The sequence below is a fragment of the [Clostridium] scindens genome (assembly GCF_019597925.1).
Classification (GTDB): Bacteria; Bacillota; Clostridia; order Lachnospirales; family Lachnospiraceae; genus Clostridium_AP.
This window is the reverse complement of the sequence record NZ_CP080442.1, coordinates 3,126,680-3,150,668: the sequence shown is the minus strand read 5'-3', so window position 1 is coordinate 3,150,668 and position 23,989 is coordinate 3,126,680. Positions and strand designations below refer to the sequence as shown.

The 23,989-nt window shown below is 47.6% G+C and carries 22 protein-coding genes and 1 pseudogene; 20 read left to right on the top strand and 3 right to left on the bottom strand.

The annotated features are described in order from the left end of the window. Nucleotides 1–2 precede the first annotated feature (2 nt). The 9 genes from K0036_RS15025 to K0036_RS14985 all read left to right on the top strand — a co-directional run bounded on the left by K0036_RS15025 (nt 3) and on the right by K0036_RS14985 (nt 10,888). Nucleotides 3–416, top strand: a complete 414-nt coding sequence (locus tag K0036_RS15025; protein ID WP_025642423.1) for an aconitase X swivel domain-containing protein — start codon at nt 3–5, stop codon at nt 414–416. 17 nt (nt 417–433) lie between these two features. Next, complete coding sequence (locus K0036_RS15020; protein ID WP_220430098.1) at nt 434–1,420, top strand: ornithine cyclodeaminase family protein; 987 nt, start codon at nt 434–436, stop codon at nt 1,418–1,420. A 173-nt stretch (nt 1,421–1,593) separates the two neighbouring features. Continuing rightward, nucleotides 1,594–2,067 (top strand): complex I 24 kDa subunit family protein, encoded by a 474-nt coding sequence (locus K0036_RS15015; RefSeq protein WP_025642425.1) that lies wholly within the window; start codon nt 1,594–1,596, stop codon nt 2,065–2,067. Nucleotides 2,068–2,069: 2 nt separating this feature from the next. After that, complete coding sequence (gene nuoF, locus K0036_RS15010; protein ID WP_173694069.1) at nt 2,070–3,950, top strand: NADH-quinone oxidoreductase subunit NuoF; 1,881 nt, start codon at nt 2,070–2,072, stop codon at nt 3,948–3,950. Between the two features lie 12 nt (nt 3,951–3,962). After that, the gene (locus K0036_RS15005; RefSeq protein WP_025642427.1) at nt 3,963–5,645 is read left to right on the top strand and encodes a [FeFe] hydrogenase, group A; all 1,683 of its coding nucleotides are present in this window, start codon (nt 3,963–3,965) and stop codon (nt 5,643–5,645) included. A 193-nt stretch (nt 5,646–5,838) separates the two neighbouring features. Further along, nucleotides 5,839–6,576 (top strand): helix-turn-helix domain-containing protein, encoded by a 738-nt coding sequence (locus K0036_RS15000; protein ID WP_220430097.1) that lies wholly within the window; start codon nt 5,839–5,841, stop codon nt 6,574–6,576. Nucleotides 6,577–6,615: 39 nt separating this feature from the next. Further along, complete coding sequence (locus tag K0036_RS14995; protein WP_025642429.1) at nt 6,616–7,629, top strand: zinc-dependent alcohol dehydrogenase family protein; 1,014 nt, start codon at nt 6,616–6,618, stop codon at nt 7,627–7,629. 12 nt (nt 7,630–7,641) lie between these two features. Further along, a complete protein-coding gene (locus tag K0036_RS14990) occupies nt 7,642–9,906 on the top strand; it encodes a pyruvate formate lyase family protein (RefSeq protein WP_220430096.1) in 2,265 nt (754 codons plus the stop codon). Nucleotides 9,907–9,910: 4 nt separating this feature from the next. Beyond that, on the top strand, nt 9,911–10,888 hold the full coding sequence (locus tag K0036_RS14985) for a glycyl-radical enzyme activating protein (protein ID WP_220430095.1): 978 nt from the start codon (nt 9,911–9,913) through the stop codon (nt 10,886–10,888). 7 nt (nt 10,889–10,895) lie between these two features. Here the strand turns inward: K0036_RS14985 and K0036_RS14980 are convergent, their stop codons facing one another. Both K0036_RS14980 and K0036_RS19685 read right to left on the bottom strand, forming a co-directional pair. Continuing rightward, the gene (locus K0036_RS14980; RefSeq protein ID WP_259283320.1) at nt 10,896–11,240 is read right to left on the bottom strand and encodes an MFS transporter; all 345 of its coding nucleotides are present in this window, start codon (nt 11,238–11,240) and stop codon (nt 10,896–10,898) included. Nucleotides 11,241–11,292: 52 nt separating this feature from the next. Then, a pseudogene (locus K0036_RS19685) lies at nt 11,293–12,084 on the bottom strand (MFS transporter); the annotation flags it as partial. Nucleotides 12,085–12,236: 152 nt separating this feature from the next. On the opposite strand from K0036_RS19685, the gene K0036_RS14970 reads away from it, so the two are divergent. From K0036_RS14970 to K0036_RS14920, 11 genes are all read left to right on the top strand, one after another. Further along, a complete protein-coding gene (locus K0036_RS14970) occupies nt 12,237–12,980 on the top strand; it encodes a GntR family transcriptional regulator (RefSeq protein WP_081702143.1) in 744 nt (247 codons plus the stop codon). A 257-nt stretch (nt 12,981–13,237) separates the two neighbouring features. Continuing rightward, nucleotides 13,238–14,239: a sugar isomerase gene (locus tag K0036_RS14965; RefSeq protein ID WP_259283319.1), complete on the top strand. Its 1,002-nt coding sequence runs from the start codon at nt 13,238–13,240 to the stop codon at nt 14,237–14,239. Nucleotides 14,240–14,382: 143 nt separating this feature from the next. Next, nucleotides 14,383–15,111 (top strand): GntR family transcriptional regulator, encoded by a 729-nt coding sequence (locus K0036_RS14960; RefSeq protein WP_162148333.1) that lies wholly within the window; start codon nt 14,383–14,385, stop codon nt 15,109–15,111. A gap of 194 nt (nt 15,112–15,305) precedes the next feature. After that, nucleotides 15,306–16,193, top strand: a complete 888-nt coding sequence (locus tag K0036_RS14955) for a PfkB family carbohydrate kinase (RefSeq protein WP_220430093.1) — start codon at nt 15,306–15,308, stop codon at nt 16,191–16,193. A 32-nt stretch (nt 16,194–16,225) separates the two neighbouring features. Beyond that, nucleotides 16,226–17,521: an ABC transporter substrate-binding protein gene (locus tag K0036_RS14950; protein ID WP_025642442.1), complete on the top strand. Its 1,296-nt coding sequence runs from the start codon at nt 16,226–16,228 to the stop codon at nt 17,519–17,521. Nucleotides 17,522–17,604: 83 nt separating this feature from the next. Then, complete coding sequence (locus tag K0036_RS14945; protein ID WP_029466971.1) at nt 17,605–18,486, top strand: carbohydrate ABC transporter permease; 882 nt, start codon at nt 17,605–17,607, stop codon at nt 18,484–18,486. A gap of 10 nt (nt 18,487–18,496) precedes the next feature. Continuing rightward, nucleotides 18,497–19,318, top strand: coding sequence for a carbohydrate ABC transporter permease (locus tag K0036_RS14940; RefSeq protein ID WP_029466970.1), 822 nt, complete (start codon nt 18,497–18,499; stop codon nt 19,316–19,318). A 9-nt stretch (nt 19,319–19,327) separates the two neighbouring features. Next, nucleotides 19,328–20,170 (top strand): sugar phosphate isomerase/epimerase family protein, encoded by an 843-nt coding sequence (locus K0036_RS14935; RefSeq protein WP_025642444.1) that lies wholly within the window; start codon nt 19,328–19,330, stop codon nt 20,168–20,170. A 3-nt stretch (nt 20,171–20,173) separates the two neighbouring features. Next, nucleotides 20,174–21,154, top strand: a complete 981-nt coding sequence (locus K0036_RS14930) for a sugar isomerase (protein ID WP_025642446.1) — start codon at nt 20,174–20,176, stop codon at nt 21,152–21,154. Between the two features lie 55 nt (nt 21,155–21,209). Continuing rightward, nucleotides 21,210–21,821, top strand: a complete 612-nt coding sequence (locus K0036_RS14925) for a YesL family protein (RefSeq protein ID WP_259283318.1) — start codon at nt 21,210–21,212, stop codon at nt 21,819–21,821. Between the two features lie 146 nt (nt 21,822–21,967). Continuing rightward, on the top strand, nt 21,968–22,177 hold the full coding sequence (locus tag K0036_RS14920; RefSeq protein ID WP_173694057.1) for a hypothetical protein: 210 nt from the start codon (nt 21,968–21,970) through the stop codon (nt 22,175–22,177). Nucleotides 22,178–22,290: 113 nt separating this feature from the next. Here the strand turns inward: K0036_RS14920 and K0036_RS14915 are convergent, their stop codons facing one another. Then, nucleotides 22,291–23,988, bottom strand: coding sequence for a DUF4091 domain-containing protein (locus tag K0036_RS14915; protein WP_220430091.1), 1,698 nt, complete (start codon nt 23,986–23,988; stop codon nt 22,291–22,293). Nucleotide 23,989: the final 1 nt, after the last annotated feature.

Here is a 23,989-nt window from a genome sequence, read left to right as displayed (position 1 = left end):
ATATGAAGGAGATTAAAGAATTCAAAGTATTATTAGAAGGAAATCCAAGTGCTGAGGCGCTGGTATCCCAGGAGCCGCTAAGTTTCTGGGGAGGCGTTGATGTGGCCAGCGGAGCCGTGCTGGATATTCATCACGACCTATGTGGAGAGAACGTAACCGGAAAAGTGCTCTGCCTGCCTTATGACAGGGGATCCTGCTCTGGCTCAGGGGTGCTCATCGAGATGGTGAAAGTGGGGACTGCCCCGGCTGCCTTGGTCTGTATCGAGGCAGAACCGGTGCTGGCCCTTGGGCCGCTGATCGGCCAGATGATGTATGGCCGCAGCATTGCGCTTAGGACCGTATCCAAGGAGGACTATGCATTACTTAAGACAGGCGCAAAGATAACGTTTACAGATGACGCTATCTGTATTGAATAAGAAGGAGGAAATGAACCATGTTATTGCTTAGCAGAGAAGATATTAAGAAGGTATTTACAATGAAGGATGCCATCGAGGCAGATAAAAAGGCGTTCCAGCTGGTGGTGGAAGGCAAATGCGATGCGCCGCTTCGCACCAATATCCAGGCGCCAAAGCATGAGGGATGCTTCTTGTTCATGCCTGCATATGTAGAAGAAATGGACACGGCTTCCTTAAAGATCATCAACATATTTCCACATAATATAGACAACGGGATTCCGTCTTCACCGGCTCAGGTACTACTGATTGACGGAAAGACCGGAATCGTGATCGCAGTGCTGGACGGAACCTATGTAACACAGCTTCGGACCGGAGCAGCTTCCGGAGCGGCATTCGATGTGCTGGCAAGGAAAGATGCCAGAATCGGCGCGCTCATCGGAACCGGCGGCCAGGCAGCCACCCAGCTGGAGGCAATGCTTGCAGCCAGGGATATCAAGGAAGTCAGGGTATTCGACCTGAACTACGACAGGACAAAGGAATTCGCAGATCGGATGCAGGAAGAACTGGCCTCCTATGGAGCGAAGATTGTCGCGGCAAAGACATCCGATGAAGCCGTGGAAGGCGCGGATCTGCTGATTACGGTTACGCCGTCTTCAAAACCAGTATTCGACGCGTCGAAGGTAAAAGAAGGGGCTACCATCAGCTGTGTCGGCGCATACCAGCCGCATATGCAGGAGATGGATCCCGCAATCCTGACCCGCGCATCCAAGATTTACTTTGACTCCAAAGAAGCGGTACTGTCTGAGTCAGGGGATATCCTGATCCCATTGGAGCAGGGAACAATTACGGAGGAGGACTTCACGGGAGACCTTGGAAACGTAATCAAAGGAGACCTGGTCGGCCGTGAAAACGAGGAAGAAATCATCGTGTTTGAGACGGTTGGCGTTGCTACGCAGGATCTGGTTGCCGCAAGGACGATTTATGATAAGGCGGTGGAAGCCGGAGTAGGAATTGAGTGGAACTAGAGAAATAACAACACTTTTGTGAAATAGACCGGAAAGTCCGGTCTATTTTTTTTCGTGTTCATAAATTGTTAACAAATATTGTTAAAACTATAACAAAAATCTATTGCGTTTTGTACAAAGTTTCAATATAATAAGGGCAGATTGATAAAAAGTTAACTAACAAGGAGGAGGACATGTTAGAACAAAGTTATTATGATAAGGCAGACGAAGTTATTGCTTCCCATGGCCTGGATCAGGCATCCTTAATCCCTATCATCCAGGATATCCAGAGCGAATACCGGTATCTGCCGCCGGAATTATTAGGCTATGTGGCAAAAAAACTTGGCATTACGGAAGCAAAAGCGTACAGTGTGGCTACATTCTATGAAAACTTCTCGTTTGAGCCCAAGGGGAAATATGTGATCAAGGTGTGTGACGGGACGGCCTGCCATGTAAGGAAGTCCATACCAATCCTGGAGCGTCTTTACAGCGAGCTGGGGCTTTCCAAGGAAAAGGTGACGACAGACGATATGCTGTTTACTTTGGAGACGGTCTCCTGTCTGGGAGCCTGCGGGCTGGCGCCGGTCCTGACGGTGAATGACAAAGTATACCCGGCCATGACGCCGGACGCGGCAGCCGAATTGATTCGTGAACTGAGAGGAGCGTAGACATGCAGAGGATAGAGAACGTAGAAAATCTGAGACAGGTCAGGGAGAATGCCAAAGAGACCATCCAAAAAAGCAAATGCAGGATTTTGATTTGCGCGGGTACAGGCTGTCTGGCCGGAGGATCAGGACAGATCTATGAGAAGATGTGCGAGCTGGCGGGAGACAGCCAGGACGTGGAGATAGAATTTGGAGCGGAGATCGCCCATGGCACGGTGGACGTAAAAAAGAGCGGCTGCCATGGCTTCTGCGAAATGGGTCCGCTGATGCGGATCGAGCCTATGGGGATCCTGTATACAAAGGTTTCCGTAGAAGACTGCGAGGCAATCTATGAGCGGACTATTAAACGGGGAGACATTATCAGGCATCTGCTGTATAAGCAAGACGGGCTTGAGTACCAGAGGCAGGAAGAGATTCCCTTTTATAAGAAGCAGACCAGACATGTGCTGGAAAACTGTGGCCACATAGACGCGGAACATATTGAAGAATACATAGCCCACGGCGGATACGAAGCAATCAGCAAAGCGCTGTTTGAGATGAAGCCGGAAGAGGTCGTGAAAGAGGTGCTGGATTCCAACCTAAGAGGCCGGGGAGGCGGCGGATTCCAGACCGGATATAAGTGGAGCCAGGTAGCCAGGCAGAAGGAAAAGACCAGGTACGTGGTCTGCAATGGCGATGAGGGGGATCCGGGCGCATTTATGGATCGAAGCATCATGGAAGGCGATCCTCATAAGATGATAGAAGGCATGATGATTGCGGCCTATGCGGTGGGCGCGCAGGAAGGATATATCTATGTCCGCGCCGAGTATCCGCTGGCTATCAGCCGGTTGAGGCTTGCCATCGAGCAGGCGGAAGAAAGAGGGCTTCTGGGAGAAAATATCCTCGGATCGGGCTTTTCTTTCCGGCTTCATATTAACCGTGGGGCAGGCGCGTTCGTCTGTGGAGAGGGAAGCGCGCTTACGGCGTCCATAGAAGGAAACCGGGGGATGCCAAGAGTAAAGCCGCCCCGTACTGTAGAGCAGGGATTGTTTGGCAAGCCAACGGTACTCAATAACGTGGAGACGTTTGCCAATGTTCCGATGATCATCACAAGAGGCGCGGACTGGTTCAAGACGCTGGGGCCTGAGAACAGTCCTGGCACCAAGGCATTTGCCCTTACCGGAAGCGTGAAGAACACCGGACTTATCGAGGTCCCGATGGGGACGACACTTCGGGAGGTTATCTATGATATTGGCGGAGGTATCAAGGGAGACGGCGAGTTCAAGGCGGTACAGATCGGCGGCCCTTCCGGCGGCTGTCTGATCACCCAGCACCTGGATGTGCAGCTGGACTTCGACTCGCTTAAGAAAATGGGCGCCATGATTGGCTCCGGCGGGCTGGTTGTCATGGACAATCATACCTGCATGGTAGAAGTGGCCCGTTTCTTCATGAACTTTACTCAGAATGAAAGTTGTGGAAAATGTGTACCATGCCGGGAGGGAACCAAGCGGATGCTGGAGATTCTGGAACGGATCGTACAAGGGAATGGGGAAGTAAAGGATCTGGATACGCTGGATGAACTGGCGAGAACCATTACCGATACGGCGCTGTGCGGACTTGGAAAGAGCGCGGCCCTTCCGGTTATGAGTACGCTTAAGCTGTTCCGGGACGAGTATCTGGAGCATGTGGTGGATAAGAAATGCGCGGCCCACGTATGTACGGCCCTTCGAAGATTCGTTATCAGCCCGGAGCGGTGCAAAGGCTGTTCCAAATGCGCAAGGAACTGCCCGGCCGGCGCCATCAGCGGGAAGATCAAAGAGCCGTTTGTGATCGACGATTCAAGATGCATCAAGTGCGGTGCCTGCGAGAGCGCCTGCGCGTTCGGCGCGATCCATATAGAAGCATAGGAGGAAAGAGACATGAAATATATGACAATCAACAATCGGAGAGTCGCGTTTGAAGATGAGAAGAACGTGCTTTCTGTGATCCGCAAGTCGGGGATTGATCTGCCTACGTTCTGCTACCATTCAGAACTGTCTACGTATGGCGCATGCAGAATGTGCGTGGTAGAAGATGACAGAGGAAAGGTATTTGCCTCCTGCTCCGAGACGCCCAGGGATGGCATGGTGATCTATACCAATACGCCTAGGCTTCAGCATCACCGCAAAATGATCCTGGAACTTCTGCTGGCGTCCCATTGCAGGGATTGTACCACCTGTCGGGTGAATGGAGCCTGCGTCCTGCAGAAACTGGCGCAGCAGCTGGGCGTTAACTATGTAAGATTCGAAAATAACAGGCCGAGGATGCCGTTGGATGAAAGTTCCGACTGCGTGGTGCGCGACCCGAATAAATGTATTCTATGTGGAGACTGCGTGCGTACCTGCGACGAGATCCAGGGACTTGGCATCCTGGACTTTGCCTTCAGAGGTTCCAGAATGCAGGTCATGCCGGCATTCAATAAGGATCTGGCGCAGACAGACTGCGTGGGCTGCGGGCAATGCCGTGCCGTCTGTCCTACCGGCGCGATCACGATCAAGCACAACATCCATCCGGTATGGGAAGCCATTGCAGATCCCAATATCCGCGTGGTAGTACAGATCGCTCCTGCAGTCCGTGTGGCAGTGGGAGATAAGTTTGGCATACCAAAGGGAGAGAATACGATCGGAAAACTGGCGGCAGCCCTGCGCCGTATCGGGTTTGACGAGATCTATGATACGAACTTCGGGGCAGACCTGACCGTTATGGAGGAATCCAAGGAACTTCTGGAACGTTTGGAATCCGGGGAGAATCTTCCGCTGTTTACCTCCTGCTGCCCAGGCTGGGTCAAGTTCTGCGAGAATAAGTATCCGGATCTTTGCAGGCATATATCTACCTGCCGTTCACCGCAGCAGATGTTCGGAGCGGTGCTCAAAGAAGAAGCTCGCATGAATACAGAGGAACACCGCAGGACAATGGTCGTATCCATCATGCCCTGCACGGCGAAGAAGGCGGAGATCCGTAGGCCTGAGCATTTCACCGATGGAGAGCAGGATGTAGATTATGTGCTGACCACTACGGAGATCACCCGGATGATAAAGGAAGCGGGGATTGACCTTAACGAGATGCCATCGGAGGCGCTGGATATGCCTTTCGGACTATCCTCAGGAGCCGGAGCCATTTTTGGCGTAACCGGAGGCGTGACGGAAGCGGTACTGCGCCGCCTCGTGGGCAGCAGCCGGCAGGAAGACTTGGAGAATATCAGTTTTACCGGAGTGCGGGGAGTGGACGGAATCAAGGAAGCAACGGTGACACTGGGCGACCGGGAAGTAAAGATCGCAGTGGTGAACGGGCTGAGATGTGCCGATGAGGTGATGCGCAAGATCCAGTCGGGAGAACTGTACTATGATTTTGTGGAAGTCATGGCATGCAAGAGAGGCTGCATCATCGGCGGCGGGCAGCCAGTGCCGATTGGGCCGCGCACCAAGAAGGCAAGGCTTGAAGGATTGTACAAGATTGATACAGTGGCCCAGATCAAGCTGTCTAACCAGAATCCGATCATACAGACACTTTATGGCGGGCTTCTTAAGGGCAAAGAACACAAACTGCTGCACAATGAAAAATAGTTAAGCAGAAAGTTAAGAGTTATAGAGGCTTTCATCTTCAGAAAGGAGGATGGAAGCCTTTTGTGATTTTATAGTTATGTCACTTTTTGCAAGATAATAGTATCCTTATGATATGTTCAATCGCAGGAGTTGTGGTATAGTTTAGATAAATGATACATCAATATTTGCAGGTTATGGAAGGAGGCGCTGGCAGATGAAGGCATCTGTATTGGCTTATGGTGACTACACCTGTCCCGGGGACTGGTGTTCCTATGATGACGGAGGAACTTTTCATAAGGTATATTATGTCAGGGGCGGGGATGTGGTATACCATGACGCAGACGGCGAGATCAGGCTTATGAAGAATCATCTGTACATATTTCCCATGTATCGAAAGTATCACATTACCCACAATCCGCAAGATCCGTTCCAGGTGCTTTGGATGCATCTGGACTGTTATCATCCGATCACCTTCAAGGTAGTAGACGTACCGATCGCGGCCGGATCCATAGAAGAGAAGATTCTGTGCGTCCTGTCGGCAGCCATGGAAGAACGCGGGAAATTGCTGTCACCTCTTTCAGAGGCATTGCTGGACGCGCTGGAGGATAGCCTGCCTGAGTCCGCTGCGGCGGATGAACGTATCAATAGACTGCTGGCTATGATAAACCAGGACACCTTTATATCCAATGAGGAATTGGCAAAAAGCGTTTCCTATACGACCAGCTATATGATACGGCTGTTCCGAAGGTATATGGGAATTACGCCACAGCAATATGCGATCCATCTGCGGATTAATAAGGCGAAGAAATTGCTCTCAGAAGGAAAGCGGGTAAGCGAGACAGCAGAAATACTGAGATTCAGCGACGCTAATGTATTCAGCAGGGATTTCTCAAGAATCTGCGGCTATCCGCCATCGGAGTTCAAAAGACAGCGGATGTGGGGAAATGCATAAGCACGGAATATGAATTAGAACAGGTCAGGAGGAAAATGTATGAAAGCAGCGGTATTTTATGGAAAAGGCGATATCCGTTACGAGGAGAGAGAGGTAAAGGAACCAGGCTTCAAGGAAGTCATGATCCATGTGAAGGCAGCAGGAATCTGCGGGACCGATATGCATATCTATGAGGGTGCCAAAGGTGCCACAGAATGCCAGCCGCCGGTGGTTCTGGGGCACGAATTTGCAGGAGAGGTCTGCAAGGTGGGCGAAGGGGTTACCAGAGTAAAGCCAGGGGATATGGTAACCGTTGATCCAAGCCTGATGTGCGAGGCCTGCGATCCCTGCAGGAATGGAACGCCGCATTTCTGCGAGCATTATGAGGCTACGGGAGTGAATTACGACGGCGGCTTTGCGGAATATTGCACGGTACTGGAAAAGCAGGTATATTGCCTGCCGGAGGATACCTCTTATGAGGAAGCGGCAATGTGCGAGCCGGTTGGCTGCTGCGTCCATGGAATCCGGCTGGCAGATATTAAGATGGGAGATACGGTGCTTGTGATCGGCGCTGGCCCTATCGGCTGCATTATGCTCCAGCTGGCAAGGCTTGCCGGGGCAGGCACGGTCATCGTCTCAGAACCGATGGAAAGCAAGCGGAAGATGGCGCTTCAATTAGGGGCGGATTATGTAGTGAATCCTCTGGATGGGGCGCCGGAAGATGCCTTAAAGGAACTTAATGTAGGCAAGATCCATGTGGCGATCGAGTGTGTAGGCAGGCCGGAGACGATGCTGGATGCGATCCGCCTGGCAGGCCAGGGAGGGATGGTGCTCCTGTTCGGCCTGACGGAGCCGGACTGTGAGATTCCGGTTAAGCCCTTTGAACTTTTCTCTAAAGAACTTACCATAAGGGCATCTTATGTAAATCCATATTCCCACGGAAAGGCGGCCGATCTCATTGCAAAGAAGAAAATCCGGCTGAAGGAACTGATATCCGATCGCTATGAACTAAAAGACATAGGCAAGGCATTTTCTCAGAAACAAAGAAATGGAAAATGTATCATTATCCCATAGGAGGTAACGAAGATGAGCGCACAGAACTTTGCAGTAAATCAGAGGATGAAGAACTTGATTGCCCGCAACCGCGAGCTGGCTTTGGGGAAAAAGAGAGAATTGCTGGCGCCGAACCCGGAATTCCTGATCTATCACTGGTCGGGGGAATGCGAGGCATTTGCCCCAGCCTCCGGAGAACTGGCGCCGCCCAAGGAGCAGGTGATATCCTTCGGGGATCATAATTGCCGGGTGGAGACTGGGAAGCCCTATCCTTATGCGGATCAGATGCCTTCCAAAACAGGGAAGTTCGAGTATTCAGAGTATAATTGGGCGGTAGACTATGCATACTTCCTGGATCACAGCCCAGTGGTCATCCATCCAGATGAACTGATCGTTGGAGAGATGAACTGGCAGTTAGAAGAGGCGAGACTGTATAAGTACCCGGAGGAATGCCAGAGACTTGGATTTGAAGCCAGGAAGGTAGGGGCTGGCGGATTCAGCCTGGCACACACATGCCCGGATCTTGGAATCGGCATTACGCTTGGCTGGAGCGGGATATTAGAGAAGATAAGGAAGAATCGCGCGAAGTTTGAATCATACGGGAATCAGAAGAGCGCGGAATATCTGGCAGCAAGCGATCTGGTAGTCTCCGCGATCATCCGGTATATCGACCGCTATGCTAAGGAGGCCAAAAAGCGCGGCAAGGCGGAAGTAGACCGGGAGCAGAAACTTCTGTACGAGCGAATCGCCGATAACTGCAAAGCCCTGGCGGTGGGGCCGCCCCAGACGTTTGAACAGGGAATCCAGTGGATTAATTTCTTTTTCGTGGTAGAGAGAATGAATGGGCATGGCAACGGATACGGACGGTTTGACCAGTTCATGTATGCCTTGTACGAGAAGGGAATTATGGACGGCTCCCTGACCAGAGAGACGGCGCGTGAACTGATCGCCGAGCAGTATCTGAAGTATGGTGCCAGCTACTTTTCCTTCGGGGGCAGGAACGAGAAACTCGAAGACGCCACCAACGAGTTAAGCTGGGTCGCCTTGGAGGCCTATGATATGCTGGGCGGCTATAATCATCTTGGCGTAATGTGGCATGAGGATATGGATCCGGCATATTTCCAGTATGCCTGCGAAGTAGTCGCAAGGCATGGCGCGGGAACGCCTACGCTGGTGAACTATGATGTATTAAGGGCGAGCGAGCTGTATTCGGGATTCAGCGAGGAGGACGCATGGAATGTATGCTACAGCGGATGCCAGTGGTATTGCTCCGTAGGAAAGGAATATCAGGATCAGGATGTGAACTGCATCGTGCTGATCCAGCCCATGCAGCGAGCCATGAAGAACTGCATCCAAAAGAATCTTACGACATTCGAGGAATTCTGGGAAGAGTATGACAAGGAAGTCCATGTAAGCGCGGATGCCCTGGTTGCTTTAAAAAATTCCCAATATCTGTGGCAGCATAAAGTGTGGCCGGAGATGATCACATCCACCTGCATGCATGGACCGATTGAAAAGGGCAAGGACGTTACGGATATCGGGGCAGTCAATAATAATTATACTTCTGTCAATATCCTGGGCGTGCCAAACGTCATTGATTCGATCTATGCTATGAAGAAATTGATCTTCGAGGAGCGGATGTACACGATGGAGGAACTTCTTGACGCGCTGGAACGGGATTGGGAAGGACAGGAGGTTATGCGCCAGCGGTTCCTGAATGTGGATAAATTCGGAAATGATCTGGATGATGTGGACCGTATGGCAGTAAAGGTAAGCGAGCATATCCGGGAGGTGCTGGAATCCAAGAGAAACATAAAAGGATTCTTCTTCCGTCCCTCTCTATTCCAGTTTATGGGACATACATACGCAGGGCCATTTATGGGAGCCACGCCTGACGGACGGCATAAAGATGAATTCCTGGCGCACGGCATGAATCCGATGCCAGGTCGGAATCAGAATGGAATCAGCGCCACCGCCAATTCCCTCTGCAAGATCGACTTGAGGCATTTCCAGGGAGGATCCCTGCAGATCGAGTTGACCCCCATCGTTACCCAGACACTGGGAGACACGGCAAGATTTATCAATCACTTTTCCAGGGTATTCTTTCAGAAGCATGGAGTTCAGATTAATTTAAACATCGTGGATTTAAAAGAACTTAAAAAAGCAATGGATGATCCGGAAAATCCCAAGTATCAGGATATCGTGGTGAAGGTAACCGGCTACTCCGCTCATTTCGTGGCAATGGACCGCAAGCTGCAGGAAGAGTTTGTCAGCAGAGTCAACTATGTAGAAGGATAGGCATATGGAAAGAGTTGAAGATCAGAAGCATGGCAGCAGAGGAATCATAACGAACATCCAGCGGCTGTGTACGCACGACGGACCAGGCAGCAGGACCACCGTCTTTTTCAAGGGCTGCCCGTTAAGGTGCGTATGGTGCCATAATCCAGAGACGCAGAATGCCTCTCTGGAGACTGGATGGAACCAAGGAAAATGCATTGGCTGCCTGGAATGTCTAAAAGCCTGCCCATATGGCGCGCTCGCCCTTTTGGAGGATGGGACTATTAAAAAGAACTTGCATCGATGTACGAATTGTGGGAAATGCGCCGATTTCTGTCCGGCGAAAGCCATGGTCCGCTATGGAAGAAGCATATCCGCAGCAGATCTGGCGTTAGAACTGGAAAAAGATCAGGACTTCTTTCGGGCAACCGGAGGGGGCGTCACCCTGTCTGGGGGCGAGCCTCTCTGTCAGCCGGAGTTTGCTGCGCAGACCGCAAGCATTCTGAAAAAAGATGGAATCCATGTGGCGCTTGATACCTGCCTTTATGCGCCGTGGGATCACCTGCGGCAAGTACTTGCGCATGTTGATCTGGTTCTGGCTGACATGAAGATTCTGGAGGGCAGGAGGCATAAGGAAGCGACAGGACAGTCAAGCGCGCGGATCCTTGAAAATCTCAAACTTCTGGCGGAATATCGCAGAAGCCGCAAAGAACTGGAGATTATCATACGGACGCCGCTGATTCCAGGCTACACGATGGACGCAGAAAACATTCGGGCTATTGACGGATTCATCCATCAGTATTTGGAGGATGACATCGTGCAGTGGGAGATGCTGTATTTCCATAACATGTGCAGAACCAAATACCAGGAATTGGGCCGAAACTGGGAACTGGCGGATGTCCGGCTAATAAAGCAGGAAGAAGCAGCGCGGATCGAACGGCTGTGCCAGGACCTTAAGACATCATCCGGGAAGATAAAGATAGCAGGACTAACGGCAGAATAGACAAAAGTTAAATGTCTTTGCCGCTGGCAAGCAGATGGCATGCGACGATGACGCCAAACATGCCGATGAACGCCAGGCCGCTTTCTAATGCTAGCATAGTTCTTACGGTGAAGTGATCCAAGAGTACTCCGCTGAGAACGCTGGAGACCAGCCCGCTTAATCCAAAGGTGAAGATGCCCAGTGCGGCCTGTCCTTTTGTCTTATCCTGAATGGGCAGGACGGAATTGATAAAATAGGCGGAGGCGGGGACGAATAGGCCATAGGAGAAAAACTGCAGGCATTGGGAAAGATATATGCCTGAGATGTTTTTGGAAAAAAGCATTAAAAAAAGCCTTGAGAAAGAAGAATACACAGGAGATAGAAAGGAGATGCCGATAGGAAACCTTTTTGGAAACCGGGACAAACAAGGCCATGGCTGGGAGTTCCAGCATTGCCGCAAGAGACGTGGAGACTCCAAGTTCGGGACTTCCGCCGCCAACGGATTCGATAATGTTAATATGAAAATTATTGATGGCTGTGTAACTGATATATACCAGCAGTATGCTGACAAGAAGGAAGAGGAAGCAGGGACGCTTTGTAAAAAGATGTACAAATCCGCAGGAAGATCCGTCCGTGTCCCTGCTCTTCTGAAACAGCAGATTGCGCTTTGCCGGAATCAGAATAAACAGTCCTAAGAACATAAGGCCTTGTGCGAGGAAAAATGCCGGAAAGATACTCATAACGGAGTATCTTTTTATAATGATACCTATGGCCAGGGAAGTTAAAGCATAAGAAAGAGAGCCAAAGCCCCGGGCCAGGGAATAGTTTAGATGGATATCTGCATTGATATATTCCATTCCCAAAGAGTTAAACAGCGAAGAATTTACCAGCATGAAAGAACCGATAACGATATAGCATAAGAAGATGGTGAAACGGTTCTCTGAAAGAAAAAGAATCAGACCAAAAATCAAGACTATAATGCTTGCAACCTGTATCAGAATTTTTGACGAAAACTGCAGAAACTGGTCTAACAGGGAACCAGAAACAAACTGCATAACTATACAGGAAACAGCAGAGCATGCAAAGAAGACTCCGACCTCCATATTATTAAAGCCTTTGTGCTGCATAAAAAGAGCCGCATAACCTATTATGATAGCATAGGAGGCATAATAGAGAGAAAGAATGATGGTGAATTTGATAAACAGAAACTTTTGCATAGATGAATCTCCTTAAAGGCGTGAATAAAATCATACTCATTTATAAGTCATATTATAACGTATTTGGTAAAAAGTCAACAAAATAAGGTTGCATTTAAATAAGTATTGGTATATGATGGAATTATAGTAATACAAGTCTTAATACGAGTTATATGGAGAGGATTTATATGGGCGCTATTGAAAAAACAAATGCAACACCACTATACTTACAGCTGAAGAATAAGATAAAGAAAGAAATCAGGACAGGAATGTTGAAGCCTGGAGATAAGTTGCCATCTGAGACCCAGCTGCAGAAGGAATATAATATGAGCAGGGTAACAGTTCGCAATGCGATGGAGGAACTTACCGTAGAAGGATATATTATCAAGGTACAGGGAAAGGGAAGTTTTGTAGCTCATTCGGACATGCTGCGTCTGCCGGTAGGGGTAACCAGTTTTACGGAAGATGCCAAAATGCAGGGGGTTAACCTGACATCCAGAGTGGTAAAGTTTGAGATTCAGGATATTCAGTCTGAACTTGACCGGGAATTTTTTGGAGATAGGACAAATGGCAAAGTATTGGTCTTCAAACGAGTAAGAAGCGCGGATGGCGTACCGGTTACAATCGAAGAGAACCATTTATCGCCAGATTTGATTGATATGGCCAATGAAGATTTGACAGGTTCATTTTATGACATCCTGATTAATAAATATCATATGATACCATCTAATAAAGGCCGGCGAAGCGTGAAAATCGTATTTGCGGACGAGGAGATCGCAACGTGTCTGGACTTGTCGATAGGAACGCCTGTCATAGAATGTGAGATGTGCGTATTTGATATGAATGGGGATCCGATTCATACTGTAAAGGATTGGGTAAGGGGTGACAATGACCGTTTCATAAAGTGGTACGTGTAGTGGAAGAAAAGGTATTGATACGTATTAATATTTAAAATAACCATTTGCAAATTGTGCAATATGGTTATTTTTTTGATTTAAATTTAGAGAATTCTATAGTTAAAGTATAAAAATACATAAATTTTAAAAATACATTGACAAATAAGACACTTAATTATATTATTGCATTAAGACGAGTTAATGCAAGATTACGAGTCAAATGGAGTACTCTATACCGTGGCTGACGAGCCAAGCATTAAGACACTATTCCAACATGAATGATTCAAGGAGAAGTAAATATAGAGATTAGAGAAATTATTGAAAAGATCGCAGAAGAGAAAAAGAATGCAGGGGGAATTAAGAGTGTTGTCTGGCTGGCAGCAGGAGGATCTAATGGAGGCAACTATCCGGCGCAGTACTTTATGGATCGCGAGGCAAAGAAGATTCGTTCCCAAATGTTTACAAGTAATGAATTCGTATATGCAACGCCAAAATTCGTGAATGAGAATTCAGTTGCCATAATCGTATCTATGAGAGGAACCCCGGAAACTTGTGTAGCGGCGCAAGTTGCAAAAGATCACGGCGCCTCTACAATAGGCCTGTACGTAGAAGAATCAGATCTAACTGAAATCTGTGATTATAAAGTACACTATGACAGTATCATGTTTGATGAATCAGATCAGAGCCAGACGAATGCAGCATTAGGCGTCCGCATAGCCATGGATATAGTTGATGTAATGGAAGGATATGAAAATTATGACGATGCGATGGCAGCATTTGATATTCTGGATGAAGTATACAATGATGCAAAAGAATACTGCTTGCCGTTGGCGGAAAAATGGGCAGAAACTAATAAAAATGAGCATATAATTTCTGTACTTGCCAGTGGACCGGCATATGCTGCGGGCTATATCTTTTCCATTTGCAATATCATGGAGATGCTCCAGATTCAGTCTCCTACGATCAACAGTTGTGAATTTTTTCATGGGCCATTTGAAGTTGTTGATAAGGACGGCTCCTTCTTCCTCCTTGTATCAGAGGGAAGGACACGAAAGGCAGATGAGCGTGCTATTAAGTTCTTGAAGGAATACGGAGGTGATAAAGTATACATTTTGGATGCGAAAGAACTTGGCATAAATAGGTTTAAAGACAGTGTATGTGAATATTTCAACCATATGCTGTTTGCTCCTATTTTAAATAACGCATATATGAAAAAATTGTCAGCACACACAAAAATGGATTATTTGACACGTCGGTATATGTGGAAAGTGGAATATTAGCAAGGAGTGGTACAATGGGGCCTGGAGATTTGATCTTCAGGCCTTGATAAATAGTATTTTCAATGGTTGCTTTTCAGCAAAATATATTGTATGATATCTTAGATATAATATATGTTATAAGACGTATTGGAAAAGGTGATCATATGGGTGACATACAGAAAGGGAATACCATGCCTTTATACCGCCAGCTTAAGAATATCATTATAGGAGAGATTCAGACGGGGAAGTTAAAACCGGGTGATCGGCTGCCATCAGAGACACAGATGCAGAAGGCCTATAAAATGAGCCGTGTGACAGTGAGGAACGCGATGGCAGAACTGGAAGTTGAAGGCTGTATTATAAAAGTACAGGGAAAAGGCAGTTTTGTAGCACAGTCAGACATGCTCCAGCTGCCAAGCCGAGTGACAAGTTTTACTGGAAATGCTAGAATGCAGGGAGTCAGGCTTACAACGAAGGTGCTGGAAGCAGGGTTGAGGAAAGTGGAAACGGAAATAGACAAAGCATTTTTTGAACTGGATGATGATGGAAAGATAATGATGGTCAGAAGGGTGAGAATTGCGGATGGAGTACCGATAGCGCTGGAGGAAAATCATTTTTCCGCCAGTATGAAGGGATTGGAAAAGGAAGATTTGACAGGCTCTCTTTATGATATTTTGATGAGTAAGTATAGGATGATACCATCCAATAAAGGCAGAAGGAGCGTAAAAATTAGTTATGCTTCCCCAGAAATTGCGGATTATCTGAGCATTAATACAGGTACGCCTGTTATTGAATCGGAGATGTGCGTTTACGATATTAATGGAGTGCCCATTCATACGGTAAAAGATATTGTACGAGGGGACAATGATCGATTTTTAAAATGGTATGTATAATAAAAGATACGAGTCAAGACGAATTTAAAGGGCTTCTAAATAGAAAGCCTTTTTTTGACCAAAAAATAAGGGGGAAAATTATAAGAATTGCATAAAAATAGTTTTCTTGTATGAATTGTATTGACAAAAATGGAGTATAAAATTAATATATATTCAAGACGTATTAATACATATTATTAAACGGAGAAAAGAGTATGAAAAAAAGACCAAGAATTATAGGAATCGGGATAGCGACCATGGATATCTACTGTCACCAGAAAAGGATGTATCCAGGCGGAAATGAATTTAATATCGCTTACGACGCGAAACTAGAAGGAGCGGATGCAGGGTTTATGGGGATATTTGCCGATGACACGGTAGGGGGCATCTTAGAGAAGACGCTGACGGACGCAGGGATTGATACCAGCCGGTCCCATCATGAGACAGGATCAAGCGGCTATGCGCTGGTCAACCTGCAAGACGGCGAGCGCGTATTCCTGGACTGGAATAAAAAGGGGGTTACAGACCTGTATCCATTTCAGTTTACCGACGCGGAGATCGAATATATCAGGACATTTGATGTGGCCTGCATCAGCTGGGGAGCCAGGGTAAGCAAAGAGATGATCGAAAGGCTTGCAAAAGGCGGAGTTATCATCTGCTATGATTTTTATGACAACTTTACAAAAGCGGATATACAAGAAATTTCTCCCTATATCAAATATGGATTCTTCTCTTGCAGCCATATCGGCGAAGAGAAGACAAAAGAAATCCTGGAAAAGTGCGTAGGACTTGGATGCCGGATCGCCATCGGAACCAGAGGCGCCAATCCAGCGATAGCGTATGATGGCAGGGAGTTTTACACGCAGGATGTGTGCAAGGTGAAGGCAACTGATACCATGGGAGCCGGAGACTCCTATATCAGTTCGTTTCTAACGAATTATTTATCAGTAGAGGCTGACGAGTCTTTGACTACTGAGAATAAGATAACTGCTTCACTGAAAAAGGCGGCAGAATTTGCGGCCACAGTGGTAGTAAAAGACGGCGCTTTAGGAGTGGGGTATGACGTCGACCCGGACAGGCTGTCTGACATAATCAATCTGTAAAGATCAATCAGAGAAAGGAAGGAAAAAGTGTTATGAAAAGAAGAATTTTAGCAGCGACGCTGGTGCTGGTTATGGCAGCATCCCTCTTTGCAGGCTGCGGGAAAAAAGAAAGTGGATCGGATGGCGATAAGATTAAGCTGACGTTCCTGGACAAGCATCCGGAGGATGAGTACAAAGGCTATTTTGAACAGGCGATTGCAGATTTTGAAAAGGCTCATACGGATATAGACATTGAATACGAGAATATCAGTGACCAGGCGATCAAGGAGAAGTTAAGCGTGCTGGCAGCAGGCGGCGACTTGCCGGATATCTTTTTTGCCTGGGGCGGAGAATGCCTGAACCGTTTTTCGCGTGCCGGAAGAATCTTAGACCTGACGCCTTATATGGAGAAGGATCAGGAATGGAGAGACAGCTTCCTGCCTTCATTCTTAAGCAGCAGCGTATATGAAGATAAGAATTATGCTGTCCCATATAGAAGTTCTGTACTCTACATGCTGTATAACAAGCAGGTATTTAAAGACAACAACCTGGAAGTGCCCACCACTTGGGATGAATTCATCAGCGTCTGCGATACATTAAAAGGAAATGATATTACGCCGATCGCATTCGGAAACTCCCAGAACTGGTACACCATGTGGTATGTGGGACAGTTTAACGCAAGTTATGTAAATGCTGATACGCGTACCGCAGATTATAATCCGACTTCAGGCGAATTCACGGATCCGGGATATGTCAATTCTGTCCAGACATTCCTTGACCTCAATGACAGCGGATACTTTGGAAAAAATGTAAACTCTAAGGATTATTACCAGGTGCGGGAAGAATTCTGCGCAGGACAGCAGGGCATGATTCTTGATGCTACCAGCCAGTTCTCCTTTTATACAGAGGCTATGGGCGAAGATGGATATGGATACTTCAAGATTCCGGTTCCGGGAGACGCCACGGGCGACGAGGCGGCGACATGTGTAACAGGAGGCTCCGAGAACTATGCGATTTCCGCAGACTGCAAGCACCCTGATGAGGCAGTAGAATTCCTGAAGTTCATGACATCCAAGGAGCAGGCGCTTAAGCAGACAGAGGAGACAGGCCTTCCAAATGCATTGATCGGAGGCATCACTAAGGAAAATTCAGATCCAGTGATTGCGGCCGCATACAAGACTGCTGAGGACTATACAGCGATTGCAGAATGGCTGGATCAGTGTGTGGACGGCAATGTAGCGAATACTTATATGGCAAGCCTGCAGGAAGGCTTAGACGGCAAATCCGCGGAAGATATCGTGGCGGATGTGCAAAAAGCAGCAAAAGAAGTCGCCGAATCCAATAAGTAGGATCAGGCAAGCGGGTACCAGGCAAGGCAGGATAAAGCCGGCCTTAGCCTGATGCCTGCATAAAAACAAAGGAGGCAGATATCGTGAGAAAGAAAAATCAAAAGACGATAGGGCTATATCTATTGCCGGCACTCCTCATGGTAATCGTAATATTGTACTTTCCAATATTTATCAATCTGTTCGAAAGTTTCTTCAACTGGGGGGCTATGAGTTCCAAGCATGAATTTGTCGGAATCGCTAATTATCTTAAAATGTTTGAAGATAAGGTATTTTATGTGGCTTTGAAGAACAACCTGATCTTTACCGTAATGTCGGTGATATGCCAGATCGGGATCTCATTGGTCATCGCCAGCGTTTTAGAAGCAAAGTTTATGAGAAAGGCGCAGAACTTTTTTCGGTCTGTATACTTCATCCCATCGCTTTTGATGGTGACGGTTGTGGGAATTACATTCAAGATGATTTACAGCCCATCTATAGGATTGATCAACCCGCTCCTGGAACTGGCTGGAATCGATACGTCCAATATTGATCTGCTGGGAAATGCAGGCAGCGCGACTTACGCGATCGCAGCCATGTCGCAGTGGCAATACATTGGATATACGGTGATTCTCTTCATAGTGGCGATACAGAACATACCGGAGGATCTGTACGAAGCGGCGGATATTGACGGTGCGAATGCAATCAAGAAATTTTTCTTTATCACGCTGCCGGAGATCAAGGACACGATACTGATTAATACGATTATTACGGTGACGGGCTCTATCAGGGAGTATGACGAAGTATTTGTAACTACGAAGGGCGGGCCGGGAAATGCGACAGAGACTTTGGCTACATATTTGTACAAAGTAGGATTTAAGAATGACCAGATGGGTTATGCATCTGCCCTGGCTTTCTTTATATTTATTGTAACATTTATCATCGGGCTGGCGCAGATGAAGGGCTATCGCCTGGATGACCAGCAGTAGGAGGGCAAGTATGAGAAAAACAGTTTTGCGAGTGATTGCATATATCCTGTTCATAGCATTTGCGATCATAATTATCCTTCCTCTTGTATGGATGATTATCACAGGATTCAAGACGAATCAGGAATTGTTCCTGTCGCCGTTTGCGCTGCCCAAGCAGTGGCACTGGGAAAATTATACGGATGCATGGAGCATGGGAATTGGCGTCTATCTGTCCAACAGCGTGATCATTACGGTGGCGGCCACGGCATTGTCCACATTTGTCAGCTGTCTGGCGGCTTATCCGCTGGCACGCCTTCAGTTCAAGTCGAAGAAGTTGTGGATCTATCTGATTCTTGGCGGCCTGATGCTGGCGCCCCAGTCTTCGGTCATCTCCCTTTTTAAGATGGTCAGGATAGCAGGGCTTTATGATACCAGGACAAGCCTGATACTGATTAACGCGGCTTTTCGAATCCCATTTGCGACATTTCTGATCATGACATTCTATAAAAGCATCAGCTATAGCCTGGACGAGTCGGCATATATCGATGGGGCCAGTACCTGGCAGATATTCCGTAAGATCATTGTGCCGCTTAGCAAGCCCATCATTGCATCCTGTGCGATCGTAAGTTTCCGGGCCGTGTGGAATGAGCTGATGTTTGCTAACATCATGCTGCAAAGCACGGATAAGAAGACGGTGCCCGTGGGCCTGATGAATTTCCAGGGAATGACTACGACCAACTGGACGCTGGTTGTCGCGAGCATGGTAATTGCCTCGCTTCCGCTGGTGATTGCGTTCCTGCTTTTGCAGAAGCAGTTCGTGCGGGGGCTTACAGCAGGAAGCGTGAAAGGATAGGTAGATGCAGTGAAGAATTTGAAAGAAACGCAGATATTGACTTCCAATTATCCCTATGGCAGGTACTCGCTGGACTATGCTCTGGACTCGCTACAAAGGCTGGAGGCAGGGCCCATCGAGTTCTATGCCTGCTATCCACATTTCCATCTGGATGACGTGGATTACTGGGATGTGAAGAGGATTACCAGGAAACTGATAGAGCATAAACTGAATATAGTCTGCTTTACGCCGGAACAATGCCTGTATCCGGTCAATATAGCCGCTCTTGATCCGGCTGCGAGAAAAAGAAGCATGGATGTATTCAAAAAATCTATCCAGTTCGGGGCAGAGATGGGAACCGAATACGTAGTAACGCTGGCCGGATATGGTACCCTGGATGAAGAGGAATCAGCGGCATGGAAAAGATCCGTGGAATCCCTGGGAATCCTGGGAGATATGGCGGAGGCCTATGGCGTGAAGCTGGTATTAGAAACCTCCCCAAGAGAGTATACCACCACCCATAATTCCAAAGATGTGGTACGTATGATCCGGGAAGTGGGCTCATCTGCGGTAAAGGGAATGATCGATACGGCAACCCTGGGATATTCTGGGGAAACCATGGAACAGGCAATCAAGGATTTGGAAGGAAACCTGCGCCATGTACATGTGGCGGACGGTGTTCCGAATGGGCACCTCATCCTGGGGGAGGGACATCTTGATATCGCGGGCATGCTGGGAAAACTGGATGCCGTTCATTACCAGGGGCCATTGAGCCTGGAGATCCTGAATGACAAATACATGCGGGATCCTCACTATGCGATGGAGACATCGTTTCTAAGGTTAAAAGAAATTATATTAGGCAAGGAGATATAGATTATGGAAATCAGAAATATTATTGAGAAGATTGCAAAAGAGAAGGAAGGAAAAGGCGGAATTCAGAATGTTGTATGGGTGGCGGCAGGCGGCTCCAACGGAGGAAACTATCCGGCGCAGTATTTTATGGACAGAGAAGCCAAGTCCATACGCTCCCAGATGTTTACAAGCAACGAATTCGTATACGCTCCGCCCAAATTCGTAGGGGAGAATACCATTGCAGTCATAACTTCCATGCGAGGGACGCCGGAGACCTGCGTGGCAGCACAGGTTGCAAAGGATCTGGGGGCAGTTACCATTGGCCTGTATGTGCAGGAGTCCCTTCTTACGGAAACCTGTGAATATAATATTAAATATGACAGCATCATGTTTGACGAATCCGACCAGAGCAAGACGAATGCTGCGCTGGGAATGCGGATAGCCATGGATATCGTAGATGTGGCGGAAGGCTATGAACACTATGCGGATGCCATGGCCGCATATGATATACTTGACAAGGTATATAATGACGCAAAGGAATACTGCATGCCTCTGGCTAAGAAGTGGGCAATGCAGAATAAAGACGAGCATGTAATCTCTGTCATGGCAAGCGGCCCGGCGTATGCGGCGGGATATATCTTTTCCATCTGCAATATTATGGAAATGCTTCAGATCCAGTCGCCTACCATCAATTGCTGCGAATTCTTCCACGGTCCGTTCGAGGTTCTGGACAAGAATGAATCCTTCTTCCTCCTGGTATCAGAAGGAAGGACAAGGAAGGCAGACGAAAGGGCTGTAAAGTTCTTGAAGGAGTATGGCGGAGACAAGGTATATATTCTGGACGCCAAGGAACTTGGAATTAACAGATTCAAGGATTCCGTATCAGAATACTTTAACCATATGCTGTTCTCGCCGATACTGAACAATACATATATGAAGGAACTTTCGGATGCTACGAAGATTGACTACATGACACGGCGCTACATGTGGAAGGTAGAATACTAGTTCCGATTGAATGACAGATGCTAATGAGACAGGATATGCTGGGAGAAAAATGCCAATGGACAATATGATCATACGAGTGCTTACGCGAATCTTTGATTTTATTCTATTGAATATCTTATGGGTAGTCTGTTCCATACCGATTGTAACGATGGGCGCATCAACGGCGGCTCTGTATTCGGTTATGCTTAAGATTACGAAGAATCAGGAAGGATATATTATAAAGGATTACTTCAAGGCATTTCGTGAGAACTTCAGACAGGGTACGATAGTATGGATGATATTGGCACTCCTGGGGTTCCTGATCGGAGCAGATATGGCTATAGTAAGCAGGACGTCAGGAATCGTGGCGTCAGCGGCCATCGTTATATTCTGCATAACCGGCTTCTTCTGCTTTGTAGAAGTGCTCTTCGTCTTTCCATTAATTGCCGTATTCAGGAACAGTACGGGCAATATGATAAAGAACGCGATACTGATTCCAGTCTCCAGACTGCCTTATGCATTACCCGTCCTGCTTTTGACGGGGATGTGCCTGATCCTTACTTTCCTCAATCAGACGTCGATTTTGGCAGGGGCTGCTATCTGGAGCGTGATAGGAGTATCGGTTCTTACATATGCAAACTCGTTCTTTATACGCAAGGTGCTGGAACCTTATATGGAGGCACGTTAATGGTATGCTCCCTGCTAGGCGGATGGTAGAATGGAAGGAGCAGTGCTTATGACGAGAAATATAAAGGAAACAAGCAAAATGAAGATATCAAAGATGAACTGGATGCATGTCTGGCTTTCTTAAGTTTTGATGAGCCGGAGCGGATCATGGAACTGATAGAGGAGTATCCGCAGTTTAGGGCTATGTATGAGGAGATTTATCAGATTTGTTCGAATATTGAAGGAGTGATGAATATGTTCTCGAAGGAATTGCTGGAGATTGACAGGAACACGGTGAAGTATATGATTGAAGAGCAGGAAAAGGAACTTGAGGAGAAGAATAAAGTAATTAAAAAGACGCACAAATCGAAGAACTAAAGAAAAGGCTAATCGAAGCATTAGACGAGAATAAGTAGAATATTAAAACTCCGGCCAAAACTAAATGGCCGGAGTTTTAATATGTATGATTTAATGTATGATTTGATAGGCTGTTATTTTAAACTGACAAGGCATTTTTCGATTTCCAGCGCTGCCTTTTCCCAGAGATCCAGAAGATAATCCGGTCCGAGGGGATACTGGTCAAAGCGGATATCCACATTGTCTGCCCCTTCCAGCAGTTCCAGCACATGTTCCCGGCTGGTGAGGGATTCCAGATATTCCAGCAGCTGGGTATCCAGCATTGCATCTGCCATTACGGGAAGCCGCATGGATTCTATAGGTTCGCCATCCTTGCCCGGATACACGATGAATGGGTCGCCGGCCGGGAATGCGTCTTCGGAATCATTCACGCGGAACGGATCGATCCTGTGCAGGGAGTACTGGCTGTTATAGAAGTTGAAGCCCCAATGTAAGAAGCCTTCCATGTTATATTTATATAACTGCACGCCCAGAATCCTGGTTCTCCATGCAGGCATAGCAATGAATCGATTGCTTACCCGGTAGCCCTGTCCGCAGCAATAGTATACCCAGGCGTTTTCAAGTCCCTGATCCAGGAAGTCATGGATATATTCGCTGGAAGGAACCGGCTTCTTCACAATTCCTTCTTCGTACAGCTGCACATGGCTTAATGCGTCGATTACCGGCACGTCGCCGATATATGGGCGCACCATGTGAAGCGCTTTCTGATAGGTATCCGCGTTGTCTATGGTAGGCTCATCGGATATGTGGAAGTAAGTGTATTCAAGGATGCCTTCTTTTTTCAGTTCTTCCATAAGCGTAGGAAGGAATGCTTTTAAGAATTCTTCATAGCCTCCGTCACTTACCGGAGTGTTCCATCCGAATATTTTTTCTGTGCTGCCATCTACCTCTGCCACAACCTTTGGAGGGAATTTTGCTCCCCACTGGGCGAATAGATGGGACATCTCAAAGTATTCAAAACCGACCTCTTTGCATAATTCAATCCAGCGGTGGAAGAGAGAATAGTCAAAGGAATATCCATCGCTTCTCTTATATACTTTGACGAGCTGCACGGTGGTGCGCTCACCTCCGATTAAAGTGTCCAGAGCCGGCGTAAAGAGCGGCGTAAAGATCATATTGACTCCCCGCGACGCAGCGGTTCGCATAAAGTTTCCGATAATCTTCCAATGCTCCTCTGAAAATACGTCGCAGCCATAATAGTCAGCCAGGCAGTCCGGATAGAACCATTCTGTATGGAGAACCTTTTGTTTGGGCAGCACGGCAGGAACCACGTGGAGCGTCAATCTCGTGCGGACATATTCGGTGCCGTCGGTTCCGGCAAATACGATGGTTATGTCATGATCGCCGCCTTCGGCATCTTCCGGAATCTCGCAGTCCACCCACAGCGCGCGCCATTGCTCGAGAATCATCTGGACGCCGCCTTCAAAGGGAGCCAGGATGTCCGGATAGAGTCCCGGCTCATCCCCCAGATATTCGGAATCATATTTTTTCACCTGTTTCTCATGCGGGAACAGGACCGGTACGTTTTCTACCTTTCTGATATTGACTTTCTCTTTGAAATCCCCTTCTACACGCACGGTAGCGTAAGGATTGCGGAAGGCCTGTGCCTTCGTCTGGTTCAAATAATAATCCCCATGATAGCAATAGGCAATCTGGAAAGATACTCTTTGCTTCCGGAAGCCTGTAAGCTTTCGGATTGGTCTTGAATCCAGCATCCCGCTTTTGGGAAGGACCTTTTCCAGGGTGCTGATAATTCTTACGTCATAATCCATA